Source organism: Pseudoduganella chitinolytica, from assembly GCF_029028125.1.
Lineage (GTDB): Bacteria > Pseudomonadota > Gammaproteobacteria > Burkholderiales > Burkholderiaceae_D > Rugamonas > Rugamonas chitinolytica.
Map to the genome: position 1 here is coordinate 3725611 of NZ_CP119083.1, position 15198 is coordinate 3740808.

The 15198-nt window shown below is 63.9% G+C and carries 14 protein-coding genes and 2 pseudogenes; 4 read left to right on the plus strand and 12 right to left on the minus strand.

What is annotated here, in order from left to right:
- The first annotated feature begins 34 nt into the window (after positions 1-34).
- From PX653_RS16425 to PX653_RS16435, 3 genes are all read left to right on the plus strand, one after another.
- A complete protein-coding gene (locus PX653_RS16425; protein WP_277413843.1) occupies positions 35-2833 on the plus strand; it encodes a valine--tRNA ligase in 2799 nt (932 codons plus the stop codon).
- A 134-nt stretch (positions 2834-2967) separates the two neighbouring features.
- Entirely contained in the window at positions 2968-3420 is a 453-nt protein-coding gene (locus PX653_RS16430; protein WP_277413844.1) for a DUF2147 domain-containing protein, read from the plus strand.
- An 84-nt stretch (positions 3421-3504) separates the two neighbouring features.
- Entirely contained in the window at positions 3505-4185 is a 681-nt protein-coding gene (locus tag PX653_RS16435) for a PEP-CTERM sorting domain-containing protein (RefSeq protein WP_277413845.1), read from the plus strand.
- Between the two features lie 28 nt (positions 4186-4213).
- Here PX653_RS16435 and PX653_RS16440 read toward each other — a convergent pair whose 3' ends face one another.
- Complete coding sequence (locus PX653_RS16440) at positions 4214-4984, minus strand: glutaminyl-peptide cyclotransferase (RefSeq protein WP_277413846.1); 771 nt, start codon at positions 4982-4984, stop codon at positions 4214-4216.
- A gap of 185 nt (positions 4985-5169) precedes the next feature.
- On the opposite strand from PX653_RS16440, the gene PX653_RS16445 reads away from it, so the two are divergent.
- The gene (locus PX653_RS16445) at positions 5170-5847 is read left to right on the plus strand and encodes a PEP-CTERM sorting domain-containing protein (protein ID WP_277413847.1); all 678 of its coding nucleotides are present in this window, start codon (positions 5170-5172) and stop codon (positions 5845-5847) included.
- 87 nt (positions 5848-5934) lie between these two features.
- Here the strand turns inward: PX653_RS16445 and PX653_RS16450 are convergent, their stop codons facing one another.
- The 11 genes and pseudogenes from PX653_RS16450 to tyrS form a co-directional block, all read right to left on the minus strand.
- The gene (locus PX653_RS16450) at positions 5935-6390 is read right to left on the minus strand and encodes a YaiI/YqxD family protein (protein WP_277413848.1); all 456 of its coding nucleotides are present in this window, start codon (positions 6388-6390) and stop codon (positions 5935-5937) included.
- A pseudogene (gene ruvB, locus PX653_RS16455) lies at positions 6390-7438 on the minus strand (Holliday junction branch migration DNA helicase RuvB). The gene PX653_RS16450 and the pseudogene ruvB overlap by 1 nt, the downstream one beginning before the upstream one ends.
- A gap of 3 nt (positions 7439-7441) precedes the next feature.
- Positions 7442-8023, minus strand: a complete 582-nt coding sequence (ruvA, locus tag PX653_RS16460) for a Holliday junction branch migration protein RuvA (RefSeq protein ID WP_277413849.1) — start codon at positions 8021-8023, stop codon at positions 7442-7444.
- A gap of 34 nt (positions 8024-8057) precedes the next feature.
- On the minus strand, positions 8058-8603 hold the full coding sequence (gene ruvC / locus PX653_RS16465; RefSeq protein ID WP_277413850.1) for a crossover junction endodeoxyribonuclease RuvC: 546 nt from the start codon (positions 8601-8603) through the stop codon (positions 8058-8060).
- A gap of 143 nt (positions 8604-8746) precedes the next feature.
- Complete coding sequence (purH, locus tag PX653_RS16470; RefSeq protein WP_277413851.1) at positions 8747-10333, minus strand: bifunctional phosphoribosylaminoimidazolecarboxamide formyltransferase/IMP cyclohydrolase; 1587 nt, start codon at positions 10331-10333, stop codon at positions 8747-8749.
- Between the two features lie 121 nt (positions 10334-10454).
- Entirely contained in the window at positions 10455-10688 is a 234-nt protein-coding gene (locus PX653_RS16475) for a helix-turn-helix domain-containing protein (RefSeq protein WP_107140775.1), read from the minus strand.
- 41 nt (positions 10689-10729) lie between these two features.
- Positions 10730-11745, minus strand: a pseudogene (gene dusB / locus PX653_RS16480) (tRNA dihydrouridine synthase DusB).
- A gap of 343 nt (positions 11746-12088) precedes the next feature.
- Positions 12089-12730 (minus strand): histidine phosphatase family protein, encoded by a 642-nt coding sequence (locus tag PX653_RS16485; RefSeq protein WP_277413852.1) that lies wholly within the window; start codon positions 12728-12730, stop codon positions 12089-12091.
- On the minus strand, positions 12727-13350 hold the full coding sequence (locus tag PX653_RS16490; protein ID WP_277413853.1) for a YbhB/YbcL family Raf kinase inhibitor-like protein: 624 nt from the start codon (positions 13348-13350) through the stop codon (positions 12727-12729). The genes PX653_RS16485 and PX653_RS16490 overlap by 4 nt, the downstream gene beginning before the upstream one ends.
- A gap of 57 nt (positions 13351-13407) precedes the next feature.
- A complete protein-coding gene (dtd, locus tag PX653_RS16495; RefSeq protein WP_277413854.1) occupies positions 13408-13863 on the minus strand; it encodes a D-aminoacyl-tRNA deacylase in 456 nt (151 codons plus the stop codon).
- On the minus strand, positions 13860-15125 hold the full coding sequence (gene tyrS / locus PX653_RS16500) for a tyrosine--tRNA ligase (protein ID WP_277413855.1): 1266 nt from the start codon (positions 15123-15125) through the stop codon (positions 13860-13862). The genes dtd and tyrS overlap by 4 nt, the downstream gene beginning before the upstream one ends.
- Between the last annotated feature and the right edge of the window lie 73 nt (positions 15126-15198).

A 15198-nucleotide genomic window follows, 5' to 3' on the forward strand; every position in this document is an offset into this window, starting at 1 on the left:
ATGGTCGTTTTCGCCAAATTACCTTTCCCAGATCATGGAATTAGCCAAGTCTTTCGAGCCTGCCGACATTGAACAGTTCTGGCGCACCGAGTGGGAGAAGCGCGGATACTTCGCCGCTTCGATGGACCTCTCCAAGCCCGCCTTCAGCATCCAGCTGCCGCCGCCGAACGTCACCGGCACGCTGCACATGGGCCACGCCTTCAACCAGACCATCATGGATGGCCTGACGCGCTATCACCGCATGCTGGGCCATAACACGGCCTGGATCCCGGGCACCGACCACGCCGGCATCGCCACGCAGATCGTCGTCGAGCGCCAGCTGGACGCGCAGAAGGTGTCGCGCCATGACCTGGGCCGCGAGAAGTTCGTCGAGAAAGTCTGGGAGTGGAAGGAGAAATCCGGCTCCACGATCACGGGCCAGATGCGCCGCCTGGGCGCCTCGGCCGACTGGGACCGCGAATACTTCACGATGGACGCGCCCCGTTCGAAGACGGTGGCCGAAGTGTTCGTGCGCCTGTACGAGCAGGGCCTGATCTACCGCGGCAAGCGCCTGGTCAACTGGGATCCCGTGCTGGGCACGGCCGTCTCCGACCTGGAAGTGGTGTCGGAAGAAGAAGACGGCTCGATGTGGTACATCAAGTACCCGCTGGCCGACGGCAGCGGCACCTTGACCGTTGCGACGACCCGTCCCGAAACGATGCTGGGCGACGTCGCCGTGGCCGTCGATCCGACCGACGAGCGCTATGAGGCGCTGGTCGGCAAGATGCTGACCCTGCCGCTGGTGGGCCGCGAGATCCCGATCATCGCCGACTCGTACGTGGACAAGGCGTTCGGCACGGGCTGCGTGAAGATCACGCCGGCGCACGACTTCAACGACTACGCCGTGGGCCAGCGCCACAAGCTGGACATGCCGTCGATCCTGACGCTGGACGCGAAGATCAGCGACGAGGCACCGGCAGCCTACCGCGGTCTGGACCGCTTCGCCGCCCGCAAGCAGATCGTGGCCGACCTGGAAGCGCAAGGCCTGCTGGAGCAAGTGAAACCGCACAAGCTGATGGTGCCGCGCGGCGACCGTACCGGCGTCGTCATCGAGCCGATGCTGACGGACCAGTGGTTCGTCGCCATGAGCAAACCGGCGCCGGAAGGCACGTTCAACCCGGGCAAGTCGATCGCCGAAGTGGCGCTGGAAAAAGTGTCGTCGGGCGAGATCAAGTTCGTGCCCGAGAACTGGACCACGACCTACAACCAGTGGCTCAACAACATCCAGGACTGGTGCATCTCGCGCCAGCTGTGGTGGGGCCACCAGATCCCGGCGTGGTACGACGAGCAAGGCAATATCTTCGTCGCGCGCACGGAAGAGGAAGCGCTGGCCAAGCAGCAGGCGGCCGGCAGCACGGGCACGCTGACGCGCGACAACGACGTGCTGGACACGTGGTTCTCGTCCGCGCTGGTGCCCTTCTCCACCCTGGGCTGGCCGGAAGAAACGCCGGACCTGAAGGCGTTCCTGCCGTCGTCCGTGCTGGTGACGGGCTTCGACATCATCTTCTTCTGGGTCGCCCGGATGGTCATGATGACGGCGCACTTCACGGGCAAGGTGCCGTTCGAGACCGTGTACGTGCATGGCCTGGTGCGCGACTCGCAGGGCCAGAAGATGTCGAAGTCGAAGGGCAATACGCTCGACCCGATCGACCTGATCGACGGTATCGGCATCGACGCGCTGGTGGAAAAACGCACCACGGGCCTGATGAACCCGAAGGCGGCCGAGAAGATCGAAAAGGCCACGCGCAAGGAATTCCCGGAAGGAATCGCAGCCTACGGCACGGACGCGGTGCGCTTCACGATGGCCAGCTACGCCTCGCTGGGCCGCAACATCAACTTCGACCTGGGCCGCGCCGAAGGCTACCGCAACTTCTGCAACAAGCTGTGGAACGCCACACGTTTTGTGCTGATGAACACCGAAGGCAAGGACTGCAGCGCCAGCGACGCCGACCTGTCGCCAGCCGACAAGTGGATCGTCTCGCTCCTCAATCGCACCGAACAGGAAGTGGCGAAGGGCTTTGCCGACTACCGCTTCGACAATATCGCCACCGCGATCTACAAGTTCGTGTGGGACGAGTACTGCGACTGGTACCTGGAACTGGCCAAGGTGCAGGTCCAGCAAGGCACGGAAGACCAGCAGCGCGCCACCCGCAACACGCTCTTGCGCGTGCTGGAAGTGGTGCTGCGCCTGGCGCATCCGATCATCCCGTTCGTCACCGAGCAGCTGTGGCAGACCGTCGCGCCGCTGGCTGGCAAGGATGCCGAGGGCAAGTCGATCATGACGCAGCCGTACCCGCTGCCGAACGAAGCGGCCATCGATACGCAAGCGGAAAGCTGGATCGCGGAGCTGAAGGGCCTGACGGATGCGACGCGCAACCTGCGCGGCGAGATGAAGCTGTCGCCATCGGTACGCGTGCCGCTGATCGTCGAAGCCACGGGGCTTGACAAGGACAAGATCGCCGCGTTCGCACCGTACGTGCAACTGCTGGGCAAGCTGTCGGAAGTGCAGATCGTGGACGCGCTGCCGGAATCGCCGGCCGCCGTCTCGGTCGTCGGCACCACGAAGCTGATGCTGAAAGTGGAGATCGACGTCAAGGCCGAACGCGAGCGCCTGTCGAAGGAGATCGCGCGCCTGGAAGGCGAGATCGCCAAGGCATCGGGCAAGCTGTCGTCGGAGAGCTTCGTTGCGCGCGCTCCGGCTGCGGTGGTCGCGCAGGAGAAGGAGCGTGTCGCCACGTTCACCGCCACGCTGGACAAGTTGCGCGAGCAGTTCGCCAAGCTGCCAGCCGCGTAATTTCCGCTGCAGTGTTGTAAAAAACGCCGGACCCGGGTTAACCCGGGCCGGCGTTTTTCATTAGAGCGTGTCCACGAATTTTTCAGCACGACCGTGCGCTACACTGGACTCTCCAACTATAAAAGGAGACATCCATGCGTCCATTCATTTTTGCCGCCCTCGTCGGCGCAGCCTTCGGTGCCCACGCCCTGCCCGCCTTTGCCGACAACACGAGCCCTGTCGGCCTGTGGAAGAACATCGACGACAAGACCGGCAAGCCGAAGGCGGAAATCCGCATCAGCGAAGCGAACGGCGTGCTGCAGGGTCGTATCGAAAAACTGTTCCGTCCGGCGGGCCAGGAGCAGAACCCCGTCTGCGACAAGTGCGAAGGCGCCGACAAAGGCAAGCCGCTGGTCGGCCTGTCCATCATCAACGGCATGAAGAAGGACGGCGGCGAATACAGCGGCGGCACCATCCTCGATCCGGAAAACGGCAAGGTCTACAAGAGCAAGATGAAGCTGGTTGACGACGGCAAGAAGCTCGATGTGCGCGGGTATATCGGCATGCCGATGCTGGGGCGGTCGCAGACTTGGGTGCGGCAGGAGTAACACCCCAGGCGACTCATCAGTAGTTTCATTTTTTTAACGGATGTGTTCAAATGTCATTTCTATATGACAAGTTTGCACACATCCATGCAAAAGCTACTGACCGTCCTGGCAATTGGCCTGACGTTATCCTCTGCCGCTCACGCCGAGCTTTATACGCTGCACTATACGGCGAAGATCTCCAGCATTAGCCAGCTTGGCGCTTTCCCCGAAGAGTTACCCGTGTCAACGGTTACGATTCGAAATCAGGTCATCAATCTAGATGATACCGTCACCGGCAGCTACACGTTTGACACCTCCGCATCGCCAATAGCGCAGTACAACTATGGCAGTGGCATCAAGGCGCATTACGGCAACGATGCGCCTTTTGGTGCCACTGTTCAGTTCAATAGGACGGGGTATAAGGAAGTGTCCAGTATTTATTCGTCGGCGGTGACTGTCGAAGATGCCGCCGTGGACTACGGCGATACGGACTTCGTCCGTTTCGACGGTAACACCTACCGGGAGGATTGGGTCGGATTCGGCCTCAACTTTTTTGACCCTACTGCGACGGCATTGAGTGCGGCAACTATCCCAACAACGGAGCTCGGCCAGTTCAACGGGGCCTTTTACTTTGGATCTGTTTCGTATACTCCAGGGGTTTCATCGTATCGGCTGCGGGGCGAGCTGACATCCATGTCGCTGGTTTCCGCCGTCCCCGAACCCGGCACCTACGCCATGCTCCTCGCCGGCCTCGGCCTGCTGGCCTGGCGCCGCAAGCGCGCCTGACCGGCGCCCCCGGCCGCGCGGGACGCCCTCAGCGTCCCGCCGCCTGTTTCAACTCGATGTGGAACAGCTTCGGCCACATCTTCCCGGTCACGAACAACCGTTTTTTTGCGCTGTCATAGGCGATGCCGTTCAGGACATTGTCCGTGCCCGGCTCCACGCCGGACAGCTTGTCCAGCCCCGCCAGGTCGATCCAGCCCAGCACGCGCCCGGAAAACGGGTCAATGCGGGCGATGCGGTCGGTCTGCCAGATGTTCGCGTAGATCTGCCCTTCCACCCATTCGAGCTCGTTGATCTGCGTGACCGGCATCCCGTCGGCCGTCACGCGGATGCGGCGCGTCACCTTCAGCGTGTTCGGATCGAGCACGCGGATGTACTGGGTGCCGTCGCTCATGTACAGGCGCTCGCCGTCGCTGGTCAGCGCCCAGCCTTCGCCCTGATACGTGAAGCGGTCCTGCGGCTGCAGGGTCTCCAGGTCCCAGATGAAGCCGACCTGGTTGGTCCACGTCAGGCTGATCAGGCGCTTGCCGAACGGCGCGATGCCCTCGCCGAAGTACGTCGACGGAATCTCGCGCGACAGCAGCACCTTGCCCGTCTCCAGTTCGACCTTGCGGATCGACGAGCGGCCGTTCAGGCCCGTGCTCTCGTACAGCAGGCCATCGCGGTAGAACAGCCCTTCGGTGAAGGCTTGCGGGTCGTGCGGGAACGCCTGCTTGACGGTGTAGCCGTAGACGGGAACGGCGGCTTGGGCCAGCGTGGCGATGGCCAGCGCCAGCGCGGCAGATGTGGTTTTGATCAGCATGCGCGCAAGGATACCGCAAGTCGTGCTGTCGGCGTTACGGCCGAGCTGTGTCGAGCTCTCCAGCCCCGGGGAAAGTGGCCACAGGCGCTTGGTCCGGACCTTGTCAAAGTCCGCAGCCACAGTGCAAATTGATTTCAATTTTTCATCATGTGTGTTCTAATTGCATGACACTTCAGGGGGAATTCATGAAAAAAGTATTGTCCGGACTATTGCTCGGCGCCGCCTGCGCCACTTCTGCACAGGCTGCATTGCAGACGTTCCAGTTCACCGCGAACATTAATAGCGTGCGGGATAGCAACACCGAGGCGCTGGTGGAGTCCGGCACGGTAGAGGGAAAAGTTATTGCCCGGGGAGAGAAGGTGGTCGGCACCCTGACGTTCGATCTGGCCACCAATGGCTGGGATCACTTCAGCACGGATGACTCGAAGGCCTTTGAATATGACGGCCTGTCGATTGAAGCACAATTCGTCGATTCCGGCCTTACAACGAAAAACGAGTCGGGGGGCTACGTCCGCGTCACGGATGGCACTGCAGGAATCGAGCATGACGAGCTGCGCGTCGTAGCGCAAAAATACAGCTACGATCCTCACTATATGTCCAGCTTTGTCCTGGTGACGACTGACGAATCGGGCCAGTTGTTGAACAGTACGGACGCGACCACACAACAGTTCATGTTGTTGAAGGGCGCGGCCTTCAACTTCAATGTGTACGCACAAAAGGACACCGGCGAATTCGGATGGACATATTTCAGTGGCGACATTACCTCGATGACGCCACTGTCCGCGGTTCCGGAACCCGGCACCTACGCAATGCTGCTGGGCGGACTGGGACTGATCGGCTGGCGCCGCCGCAAGTCTGTCTGAAGTAGCGACCAGCGCTAGCCCTGGCACCGCCAGCGGCTTATCGAGCCGACCGATGATCTTGCGGTCGCTTCGAACGCGAGGGCGGCATCACCGCGACTGCCGCACCTTCCGCAAATGCCCATCCAACGCATTGGCGAAGCGCTGGCGGTCGGCCTGGCTGAAGGCGGATGGCCCGCCCGTATCGACGCCGCTGCTGCGCAGGTCCTCCATGAAGGCACGCATCGTCAGCTGCTGCTTGATTGTGTCCGGCGTATAGAACTCCCCGCGCGGGTTGAGCGCGTAGCCGCCCTTTGCCAGCACGTCGGAAGCCAATGGGATGTCGCCCGTGACCACCAGGTCGCCCGGCTCGACGAGGCGCACGATCTCGTTGTCGGCCACGTCGAAACCATGCGGCACCTGCAGCGCCCGCACGTACTTCGACGGCGGCACGCGCAGCAGCTGGTTCGCCACCAGCGTCACGTTCATCTGCACGCGCTCGGCCACGCGGTACAGGATCTCCTTGATGACGCCGGGGCAGGCGTCCGCGTCGACCCAGATCTGCATTACCACAGGTCCCCGGTCAGCGACGTGCGCGGCGGCTGCAGGCCGAAATGCTGGTAGGCCGCCGGCGTGGCCACGCGGCCGCGCGGCGTGCGCTGCAGGTAGCCTTGCTGGATCAGGTACGGCTCCAGCACGTCCTCGATCGTGTCCGCCGCTTCGCCAATCGCCGCGGCCAGGTTGCCGATGCCGACCGGGCCGCCGTTGAACTTGTACAGCACCGCTTCCAGCAGCTTGCGGTCCATGACGTCGAAGCCGACCGTGTCCACGTCCAGCATCACCAGCGCCGCATCGGCGACTTCCTTCGTGATGTCGCCGTTGCTCTTCACTTCCGCATAGTCGCGCACGCGGCGCAGCAGGCGGTTGGCGATGCGGGGCGTGCCGCGCGCGCGGCGTGCGATCTCGTGCGCGCCGCTGTCGTCGATATGCGCCTTCAACAGCGCCGCGCTGCGCGTGACGATCTTCGCCAGTTCTTCCGTCGTATAGAACTCGAGGCGGGCGACGATGCCGAAGCGGTCGCGCAGCGGGTTGGTCAGCATGCCGGCGCGCGTGGTGGCCCCACCAGCGTGAAGGGCTGCAGGTCCAGCTTGACCGAACGCGCGGCCGGGCCTTCGCCGATCATGATGTCGATCTGGTAGTCCTCCAGCGCCGGATACAGGATCTCCTCGACGACGGGCGACAGGCGGTGGATCTCGTCGATGAACAGCACATCGTTCGCTTCCAGGTTCGTCAGCAGCGCGGCCAAGTCGCCCGGGCGCTCCAGCACGGGGCCGGACGTCTGGCGCAGGTTCACGCCCATCTCGCGCGCGATGATGTTCGCCAGGGTCGTCTTGCCCAGGCCCGGTGGGCCGAACAGCAAGGTGTGATCAAGCGCCTCGCTGCGCCCGCGCGCGGCGGTGATGAAGATCTCCAGCTGGCTGCGGATCTTTTCCTGGCCGACGTATTCGTCCAGCAGCTTGGGACGCAGCGCGCGTTCGATCGCTTCCTCGTTGGGCGACGACGGGGCCGCGTCGATGACGCGCTGCGGTTGGAAATCGTCGGTCTGGATGCTCATGGCTTAACCCTTGGACAGCGCTTTGAGCGCCTGCTTGATGCCGTCCGAGACGGTGGCCCCGGCCGGGACGGTCTTCAGCGCCTGCAGCGCTTCCTTGTCCGAATACCCCAGCGCGATCAGCGCGTTGAGGATGTCCGTCTGCGCATCCGGCACCGCGTGCATCCCGGCGACGGCGCCCAGATCCGCGCCCAGCTTGCCCTTCAGCTCCAGCAGCAGGCGCTCGGCCGTCTTCTTGCCGATGCCGGGCACCTTGACGAGGCGGCCCGCTTCCTGGCGCGTGACGGCCTGCGACAGGTCGGCGATCGACATGCCGGACAGGATGGACAGCGCCGTGCGCGCGCCCACGCCGGTGATCTTGATCAGCTGGCGGAACACGGCCCGTTCCTCGGCATTGCCGAAGCCGAACAGCAGGTGGGCATCCTCGCGGATCGTCAGGTGCGTAAACAGCGTCACCTTCTCGCCCGTGTGCGGCAGGTTGTAGAAGGTGCTCATCGGCACGTCGACCTCGTAGCCGACGCCTTGCACGTCGACCAGCAGTTGCGGCGGATTTTTTTCAAGCAGGATGCCGGAGAGACGTCCGATCATGGGTGTTTCCGTTTCATGGTGAATGACGGCTAGTTTAGCCGACCAGGCGCCCGCGCTTCATGCGCAGGCCAGCGGTGCCGCGCGCGGCCAGGTCGATCGTCGCGATCGCTGCTACCGTATCGTGCGTATTGGCGTGGCAGATGGCGACACCGAGGGCGTCGGCCGCGTCCGAGCCGGGCAGGCCCGGCAGCGCCAGCAGCCGCGCCACCATTTCCTGTACCTGCTCCTTGGCCGCCTTGCCCGTGCCGGTAACGGCCTGCTTGATCTGCGTCGGCGAATACTCCGCCACGCTGAGCGACGCACTGACGAGACCGCAGATGGCGGCGCCGCGCGCCTGCCCCAGCAGCAAGGTCGATTGCGGATTGACGTTGACGAAGACTTTCTCGATGGCTGCGCAGTCCGGCTGGTAGGTGGCCGTCAGTTGCGCGACGCCGTCCAGGATGACTTTCAACCGCGTCGGCAAATCGCCCTCGCCGCTCTTGATGGTGCCGGAAGCGATGTAGCGCAGCTTCGTACCCTGCTTGTGAATCACGCCAAAGCCGGTGGTACGCAGGCCAGGGTCGATGCCGAGAATAATCATTGGCTGATTGTATGCAGTAAAGAAAGCGCCCGCAAGCAGCGCGGGCGCAAAGGTGCGGCTCGATTGTCGAGCCCGTGTCCCACCGCGGTGACTGACACCGCGGTGGGACACGGGCTGGGCCGTAGTTGGGTCTTGGCGGATGCTTAGTGGCGGAAGTGGCGGGTGCCCGTGTACAGCATGACAACGCCGCGCTCGTCGGCCGCGTCGATGACTTCCTGGTCGCGCATGGAGCCGCCCGGCTGGATCACGCACGTGGCGCCCGCGTCGACCACCACATCCAGGCCGTCGCGGAACGGGAAGAACGCGTCCGACGCCACCACCGAGCCCGCCAGCGTCAGGCCGGCGTTCTGCGCCTTGATCGAGGCGATGCGGGCGGAGTCGATGCGGCTCATCTGGCCGGCGCCCACGCCCAGGGTCATGTTGTTGCCGCAGAAGACGATCGCGTTCGACTTGACGAACTTCGCCACCTTCCATGCGAACATCAGGTCGGCCAGCTGCTGCGGGGTCGGCTGCTTTTTCGTCACGACGCGGGTGTCGGCCAGCAGCACGTTCTTCGCGTCCGCCGACTGCACCAGCAGGCCACCGCCCACGCGCTTGAAGTCCATCGGGTTGACGCCCGTGCCCAGCGGGATTTCCAGCAGGCGCACGTTCTGCTTGGCCGCCATGATCTGCTTGGCTTCATCCGTGAACGACGGGGCGATCAGCACTTCGACGAACAGCTTGACCAGCTCGCTCGCCGCGGCGCCGTCCACCGGCACGTTGAAGGCGATGATGCCGCCGAAGGCCGAGGTCGGGTCGGTCTGCAGCGCGCGCGAGTACGCTTCGACGGCCGAGCCGCCCAGCGCCACGCCGCACGGGTTGGCGTGCTTGACGATGACGCAGGCAGCGCCCTGGTCCATGCCGCCCAGGCTCTTCACGCATTCCCATGCCGCATCGGCGTCGGCGATATTGTTGTACGACAGTTCCTTGCCCTGCAGCTGGCGGTAGTTGGCCAGCGCACCTTCGACAGCGGTCGTGTCGCGGTAGAACGCCGCGCTCTGGTGCGGGTTCTCGCCGTAACGCATGTCCTGCACTTTTTCAAAGTGCACGTTCAGCGTCTGCGGGTAGGCGCCGCGGGTGGCGTGCTGGCGGTCCGGGCCCAGGCTGGACAGGTAGTTCGTGATGGCACCGTCATACGCCGCCGTGTGCGCGTAGACCTTCTTGGCCAGGTTGAAGCGGGTTTCGTAGCTGACGTAGCCGGGCGAGTTGTCCGTCGTCTTCATTTCCGCCAGCACGACGCCGTAGTCCGACGGGTCGCAGATGACGATCACATCCTTGTGGTTCTTGGCCGCCGAACGCAGCATGGCGGGGCCGCCGATGTCGATGTTCTCGATGGCGTCGTCCAGCGTGCACTCGTCCTTGGCGACGGTGGCCTGGAACGGGTACAGGTTGACGACGACCAGGTCGATGGTCGGAATGCCATGTTCATCCAGCTTGGCCATGTGCTCCGGGAAGTCGCGACGGGCCAGGATGCCGCCGTGCACTTTCGGGTGCAGCGTCTTCACGCGGCCATCCAGCATTTCCGGGAAGCCCGTGTAATCCGCCACTTCGGTCACGGCCACGCCGTTGTCGAGCAGCAGCTTGGCGGTACCGCCCGTGGACAGGATATTGACGCCCATCGCCGACAGGGCACGGGCGAAGTCCAGCACGCCGGTCTTGTCGGAAACGGAAATGAGAGCTTGTTTGATCATGGCTATGGTCAAGGTTGTGAAAGAATTCTGGTGGCGGGACCGTGCGTGGCGCAACGGTTCCCAGGACAGACTCACCGGCACAGCGGCCGGTCACAGCCACTTGCCGGGGCCGGATCGAGCGTTACAGCAGGCCGTGTTCCTGCAGTTTCTTGCGCAGCGTATTGCGATTGATACCGAGCATCTGCGCGGCGTGCGACTGGTTGCCGTCGGCGCGCGTCATGACCACTTCGAGGATCGGCTTCTCGACGGTCATGACGACCATGTCGTAGATATTCGATGCCTGTTGCTCGCCCAGGTCGTTGAAATACTCTTCGAGGCTTTTCTGGACGACTTCCTGGATACTTTCTTTGCTCATATTCTTGTGTTCTGCTAAATGTTTGCCGGTCTGGCGCCGGGTCAGGCCGCCAGCATTTCTTCGGCGAGGCGGTATTGTAACCGCTCGCCATACTTCCATTGCGATTCGAAAAAGCCGTCCACGGCCCGCAATTGCTCGACGGTGGACTCGAGGCGGTTCATCTGCTGGCGGAACTCTTCCCCCCGGGCAGGTCGCGCACGTACCAGCCGATGTGCTTGCGCGCCGTGCGCACGCCCAGGTACTCGCCGTAGAACGCGTAATGGGCGCGCAGGTGCTCGTCCATCAGCTGGCGCACCTCGGCCACCAGCGGGGCCGGCAGGTGCTCGCCCGTGCGCAGGAAATGGTCGATCTCGCGGAAGATCCACGGCCGCCCCTGGGCGGCGCGGCCGATCATTACCGCATCCGCGCCGGTTTTATCCAGCACGAAGCGGGCTTTTTCCGGCGTCGTGATGTCGCCGTTGGCCACCACGGGGATGCTGACGGACGCCTTCACGGCCGCGATGGTGTCGTACTCCGCATCGCCGGTATAACCGTCCGCGCGGGTGCGGCCGTGCAGGGTCAGCATCTGGATGCCGGCCTGCTCGGCGATGCGGGCGATACGCAGCGCGTTCTTGTTCTCGCGGTTCCAGCCGGTGCGAAACTTCAGCGTGACGGGCACGTCCACGGCACCGACGACCGCGTGCAGGATGCGCTCGACCAGGTCCTCGAACTGCAGCAGCGCGGAGCCGCACCAGTTGTTGCAGACCTTTTTCACCGGGCAGCCCATGTTGATGTCGATGATCTGGGCACCCTTGTCGACGTTGAACCTGGCGCAGTCGGCCAGCTCCTGCGGATCGGAACCGGCGATCTGCACGGCCTTCGGCTCCATCTCGCCCGCGTGATCGGTGCGCCGCGCACTCTTCTCGGACGCCCACACGCGCGGATTCGCCGCCGCCATTTCCGACACCGCATACCCGGCGCCCAGTTCCTTGCACAGCTGGCGGAACGGGCGATCCGTCACGCCAGCCATGGGGGCGACGAAAACGTTATTGCGCAGGAGATGTGGACCGATTTGCACTTGGGGAATCCGTGGTTGACACCGCGACCGCAGCGGAGGAACCTGCAATTCTAACCGATGGACTGCTCAATTAATAAGCACTATTTTGTATTAAACCAGCAAGCGTGCAGCTTTACGGTTATGAAACAACGAGTTATGTGCGGAAATTTTTGAGACGACCGTGCTGCGAATGAAAAAAACCCGGGACAGTCCCTGGTTTTAAGGCAATCGTTGGTAGCACTAGAAATTCTCCGCGTACCGCGGCTGTTTTTTCACCCAACAGCGAAAGCTGGGGTCGGACCCGCCGGGTCTGACCCCGGTCCTGCGCCTGGGTTGCCAGGAAACAGGGGTCCGTCCCGGGTTTTCAGACGATGTCGTCCAGGCTGAGCGCCAGGTGCTCGACATCGCCCCACTGCGTCAGCGCCAGGCGGCCGTCGGCGTACGTGAAGCGGTTGATGCTGGCGTTGCGCACCTGGAAGTCGCGCGGGCTTTCCAGGGTCATGTTCGTGGCGGCGCGGTAGGCGCATTCCAGCACGCCGCCATGCGCGACCACGGCAATAGTGCGGCCCGCATACCGCTCCGCCCAGTGGCCGATGGCGCCGACGCTGCGGTCGTAGAACGCACGGAAACTCTCCGCGCGGCGCTCGCCGTGCGGCATGACGGCATCCACGTGCCGCTGCTGCCAGGCGTGGAAGTGCGCGGGATAGCGCGCTTCGATCTCGCTGTACAGCAAGCCCTCGAACACGCCATAGCCCCGCTCGCGCAGTTGCGGGTCGGTGTGCAGCGGCACGTCGTGCAACCGCGCCACGGCGCCAGCCGTCTGCATGGCCCGCTGCAGGTCGCTCGATACGATCGCGGCCAGCGGCGCACCAGCCAGTGCGCCGGCCAGCGCCGCGGCCTGGCGGCGGCCTGCGTCGTTCAGTTCGATGTCCAGGTGGCCCTGCAGGCGGCGCACGGCATTCCACGCCGTCTCGCCATGACGGATCAACAACAGCTTCGTCGTCATGCGGCCTTCAGGGTGTAGGTGCCGATCAGCTGCGCCTCGTCGACGATGTGGCCGTGCATGGCCGCCAGCACGTCCTGGGCCGTGAAGCGCCCTTCGACGGGCAGCTTGTCGATGTCCAGCGCATACAGGCGGAAGATGTAGTGGTGCACGCGCTCGTCGTTCCACGGCGGGCAGGGACCGTCGTAGCCGAAGTAGTCGCCCGCCATGTCCGGATCCGCGGCGAACCAGCTCGTATAGTCGTTCAGGCCGTGGCGCATCGGGCTGCCCGCGATGGCGGGGCCCGGCTTGCCGTGCGGCGTGACGCCTTGGGCGTGCGCGCCTTCGGCCAGCGTGGTCACCGTGGGCGGGATGTCCACCAGCGCCCAGTGGTAGAAATCGCCGCGCGGCAGGTCCACCGGCAGCGTGCGCCCTTCCTGGTTGACGTCCGTGCCCACGGTGGGGGCGTCGCCGTCGATGCACAGCAACACCAGCGACGCCGTGCCAGGCGGGATGTCGTCCCACGCCAGGTGCGGATTGCGGTTGCCGGCCAGGCGAACGTGGCTAACCGCATCCGGCACCGCGAACGCGTTGTCGCCCGGGATGGGGGCGCCTTGCTTGAAGTTGTCACTCCAGATTTTCATGCGTGCTTTCTCCTGCTGCCGCTTTGCGCCATGCGGTTGCGCAACCAGCGGCTCGTCTCATGATACCTGCTTTGGTTCCACTTGCAGCCAGAATGTCACGGGACCGTCGTTGGTCAGGGACACCTGCATGTCCGCGCCGAACTGGCCCGTGGCCACGACGCCATGGCGGGCGCGGGCCTGCGCGACGAAATGGTCGAACAGGCGCTTGCCCTCGTCCGGCGGCGCGGCCGGCGTGAACGACGGCCGCGTGCCCGACTTCGTGTCCGCCGCCAATGTAAACTGGGGCACCAGCAGCAGGCCGCCGGCGACGTCGGTCACGCTGCGGTTCATCTTGCCTGCCTCGTCGGAGAAGACGCGATAGGACAGCAGCTTTGCCAGCAGCGCATCCGCCTCCCGTTCGCTGTCGCCCCGTTCCGCGCACACCAGTACCATCAGGCCGGGGTCGATGGCGCCGACGACGGCGCCATCGACGACCACCTGTGCGCCGGTCACCCGTTGCAACAGGGCGATCATGCCAGCGTGACGCGGGCGAACTTGCGCTTGCCCACCTGCAGCACGAACGTGCCGGCCTCGACTTTGAGTGCCTTGTCGCTGATGACGGTGCCGTCGATGCGCACGCCGCCCTGGTCGATCATGCGCATCGCTTCCGACGTCGACGCGCACAGGCCCGTCTGCTTGAGCAGCTGTGCCAGGCCCAGCGGGGCGCCGGTGACGGCCAGCTCGGGGATGTCGTCCGGAATGCCGCCTTTCGAGCGGTTGACGAAGTCGGCCAGCGCATCCTCTGCGGCCTGCTGCGAGTGGAAGCGGGCCACGATTTCCTGTGCGATCGCGACCTTGGCGTCGCGCGGATTGGCACCGCCGGCAATCGCCTGCTTCAACGCGGCAACCTCGTCGAGCGAGCGCCACGACAGCAGCTCATAGTAGCGCCACATCATCGTGTCGGAGATGCTCATCACCTTGGCGAACATGGTGTTGGCCGGTTCCGTGATGCCGATGTAGTTGTTCTTCGACTTGGACATTTTCTCAACGCCGTCCAGGCCTTCCAGCAACGGCATCGTCAGGATGCACTGCGGCTCCTGGTCCCAGTCCTTCTGCAGTTCGCGCCCCACCAGCAGGTTGAATTTCTGGTCGGTGCCACCAAGTTCCAGGTCGGCCTTCAGGGCGACGGAATCGTAGCCCTGCATCAGCGGATACAGGAACTCATGGACCGAGATCGGTGTCCCATTCTTGAAGCGCTTGGAAAAGTCGTCGCGTTCCATCATGCGTGCCACCGTGTAGCGGGAAGCGAGCTGGATCATGCCGCGCGCGCCCAGCTGGTCGCACCATTCGGAGTTGTAGCGGATTTCCGTCTTCGCCGGGTCCAGCACCAGCGAGGCCTGCTTGAAGTAGGTCTGCGCGTTCTGCTCGATCTGTTCGCGCGTCAGCGGCGGGCGGGTGGCGTTGCGGCCGGAAGGATCGCCGATCATCGACGTGAAGTCGCCGATCAGGAAGATCACCTGGTGGCCCAGGTTCTGCAGCTGGCGCATCTTGTTCAGCACCACGGTGTGGCCCAGGTGCAGGTCCGGTGCCGTTGGGTCCAGGCCCAGCTTGATGCGCAGCGGCACGCCGCTCTGTTCGGAACGCGCCAGTTTCTGGGCGAACTCGCTTTCGATCAGCAGCTCGTCGACGCCGCGCTTGGTGATGGCGAGGGCTTCCTGGACGGTGTCGCTGAGGGGCAGCAGTTGAGCAGCGGCGGCTGCGGCAGCCTTCTTCGGCGCCGGGGAGAGTGTATCCATATGTGGGGAAATTTTCTTAAAGTGTTGGCGTAGCGCAGGACTTTGCTATAATTCCCGATCCCATCAATCTTGC

Excerpts from the sequence above, each read along its gene's own strand:
- PX653_RS16425 (WP_277413843.1), top strand. The coding sequence starts at position 35 with ATGGAATTAGCCAAGTCTTTCGAGCCTGCCGACATTGAACAGTTCTGG.
- PX653_RS16430 (WP_277413844.1), top strand. The coding sequence starts at position 2,968 with ATGCGTCCATTCATTTTTGCCGCCCTCGTCGGCGCAGCCTTCGGTGCC.
- PX653_RS16435 (WP_277413845.1), top strand. The coding sequence starts at position 3,505 with ATGCAAAAGCTACTGACCGTCCTGGCAATTGGCCTGACGTTATCCTCT.
- PX653_RS16440 (WP_277413846.1), bottom strand. The coding sequence starts at position 4,984 with ATGCTGATCAAAACCACATCTGCCGCGCTGGCGCTGGCCATCGCCACG.
- PX653_RS16445 (WP_277413847.1), top strand. The coding sequence starts at position 5,170 with ATGAAAAAAGTATTGTCCGGACTATTGCTCGGCGCCGCCTGCGCCACT.
- PX653_RS16450 (WP_277413848.1), bottom strand. The coding sequence starts at position 6,390 with ATGCAGATCTGGGTCGACGCGGACGCCTGCCCCGGCGTCATCAAGGAG.
- ruvA (WP_277413849.1), bottom strand. The coding sequence starts at position 8,023 with ATGATCGGACGTCTCTCCGGCATCCTGCTTGAAAAAAATCCGCCGCAA.
- ruvC (WP_277413850.1), bottom strand. The coding sequence starts at position 8,603 with ATGATTATTCTCGGCATCGACCCTGGCCTGCGTACCACCGGCTTTGGC.
- purH (WP_277413851.1), bottom strand. The coding sequence starts at position 10,333 with ATGATCAAACAAGCTCTCATTTCCGTTTCCGACAAGACCGGCGTGCTG.
- PX653_RS16475 (WP_107140775.1), bottom strand. The coding sequence starts at position 10,688 with ATGAGCAAAGAAAGTATCCAGGAAGTCGTCCAGAAAAGCCTCGAAGAG.
- PX653_RS16485 (WP_277413852.1), bottom strand. The coding sequence starts at position 12,730 with ATGACGACGAAGCTGTTGTTGATCCGTCATGGCGAGACGGCGTGGAAT.
- PX653_RS16490 (WP_277413853.1), bottom strand. The coding sequence starts at position 13,350 with ATGAAAATCTGGAGTGACAACTTCAAGCAAGGCGCCCCCATCCCGGGC.
- dtd (WP_277413854.1), bottom strand. The coding sequence starts at position 13,863 with ATGATCGCCCTGTTGCAACGGGTGACCGGCGCACAGGTGGTCGTCGAT.
- tyrS (WP_277413855.1), bottom strand. The coding sequence starts at position 15,125 with ATGGATACACTCTCCCCGGCGCCGAAGAAGGCTGCCGCAGCCGCCGCT.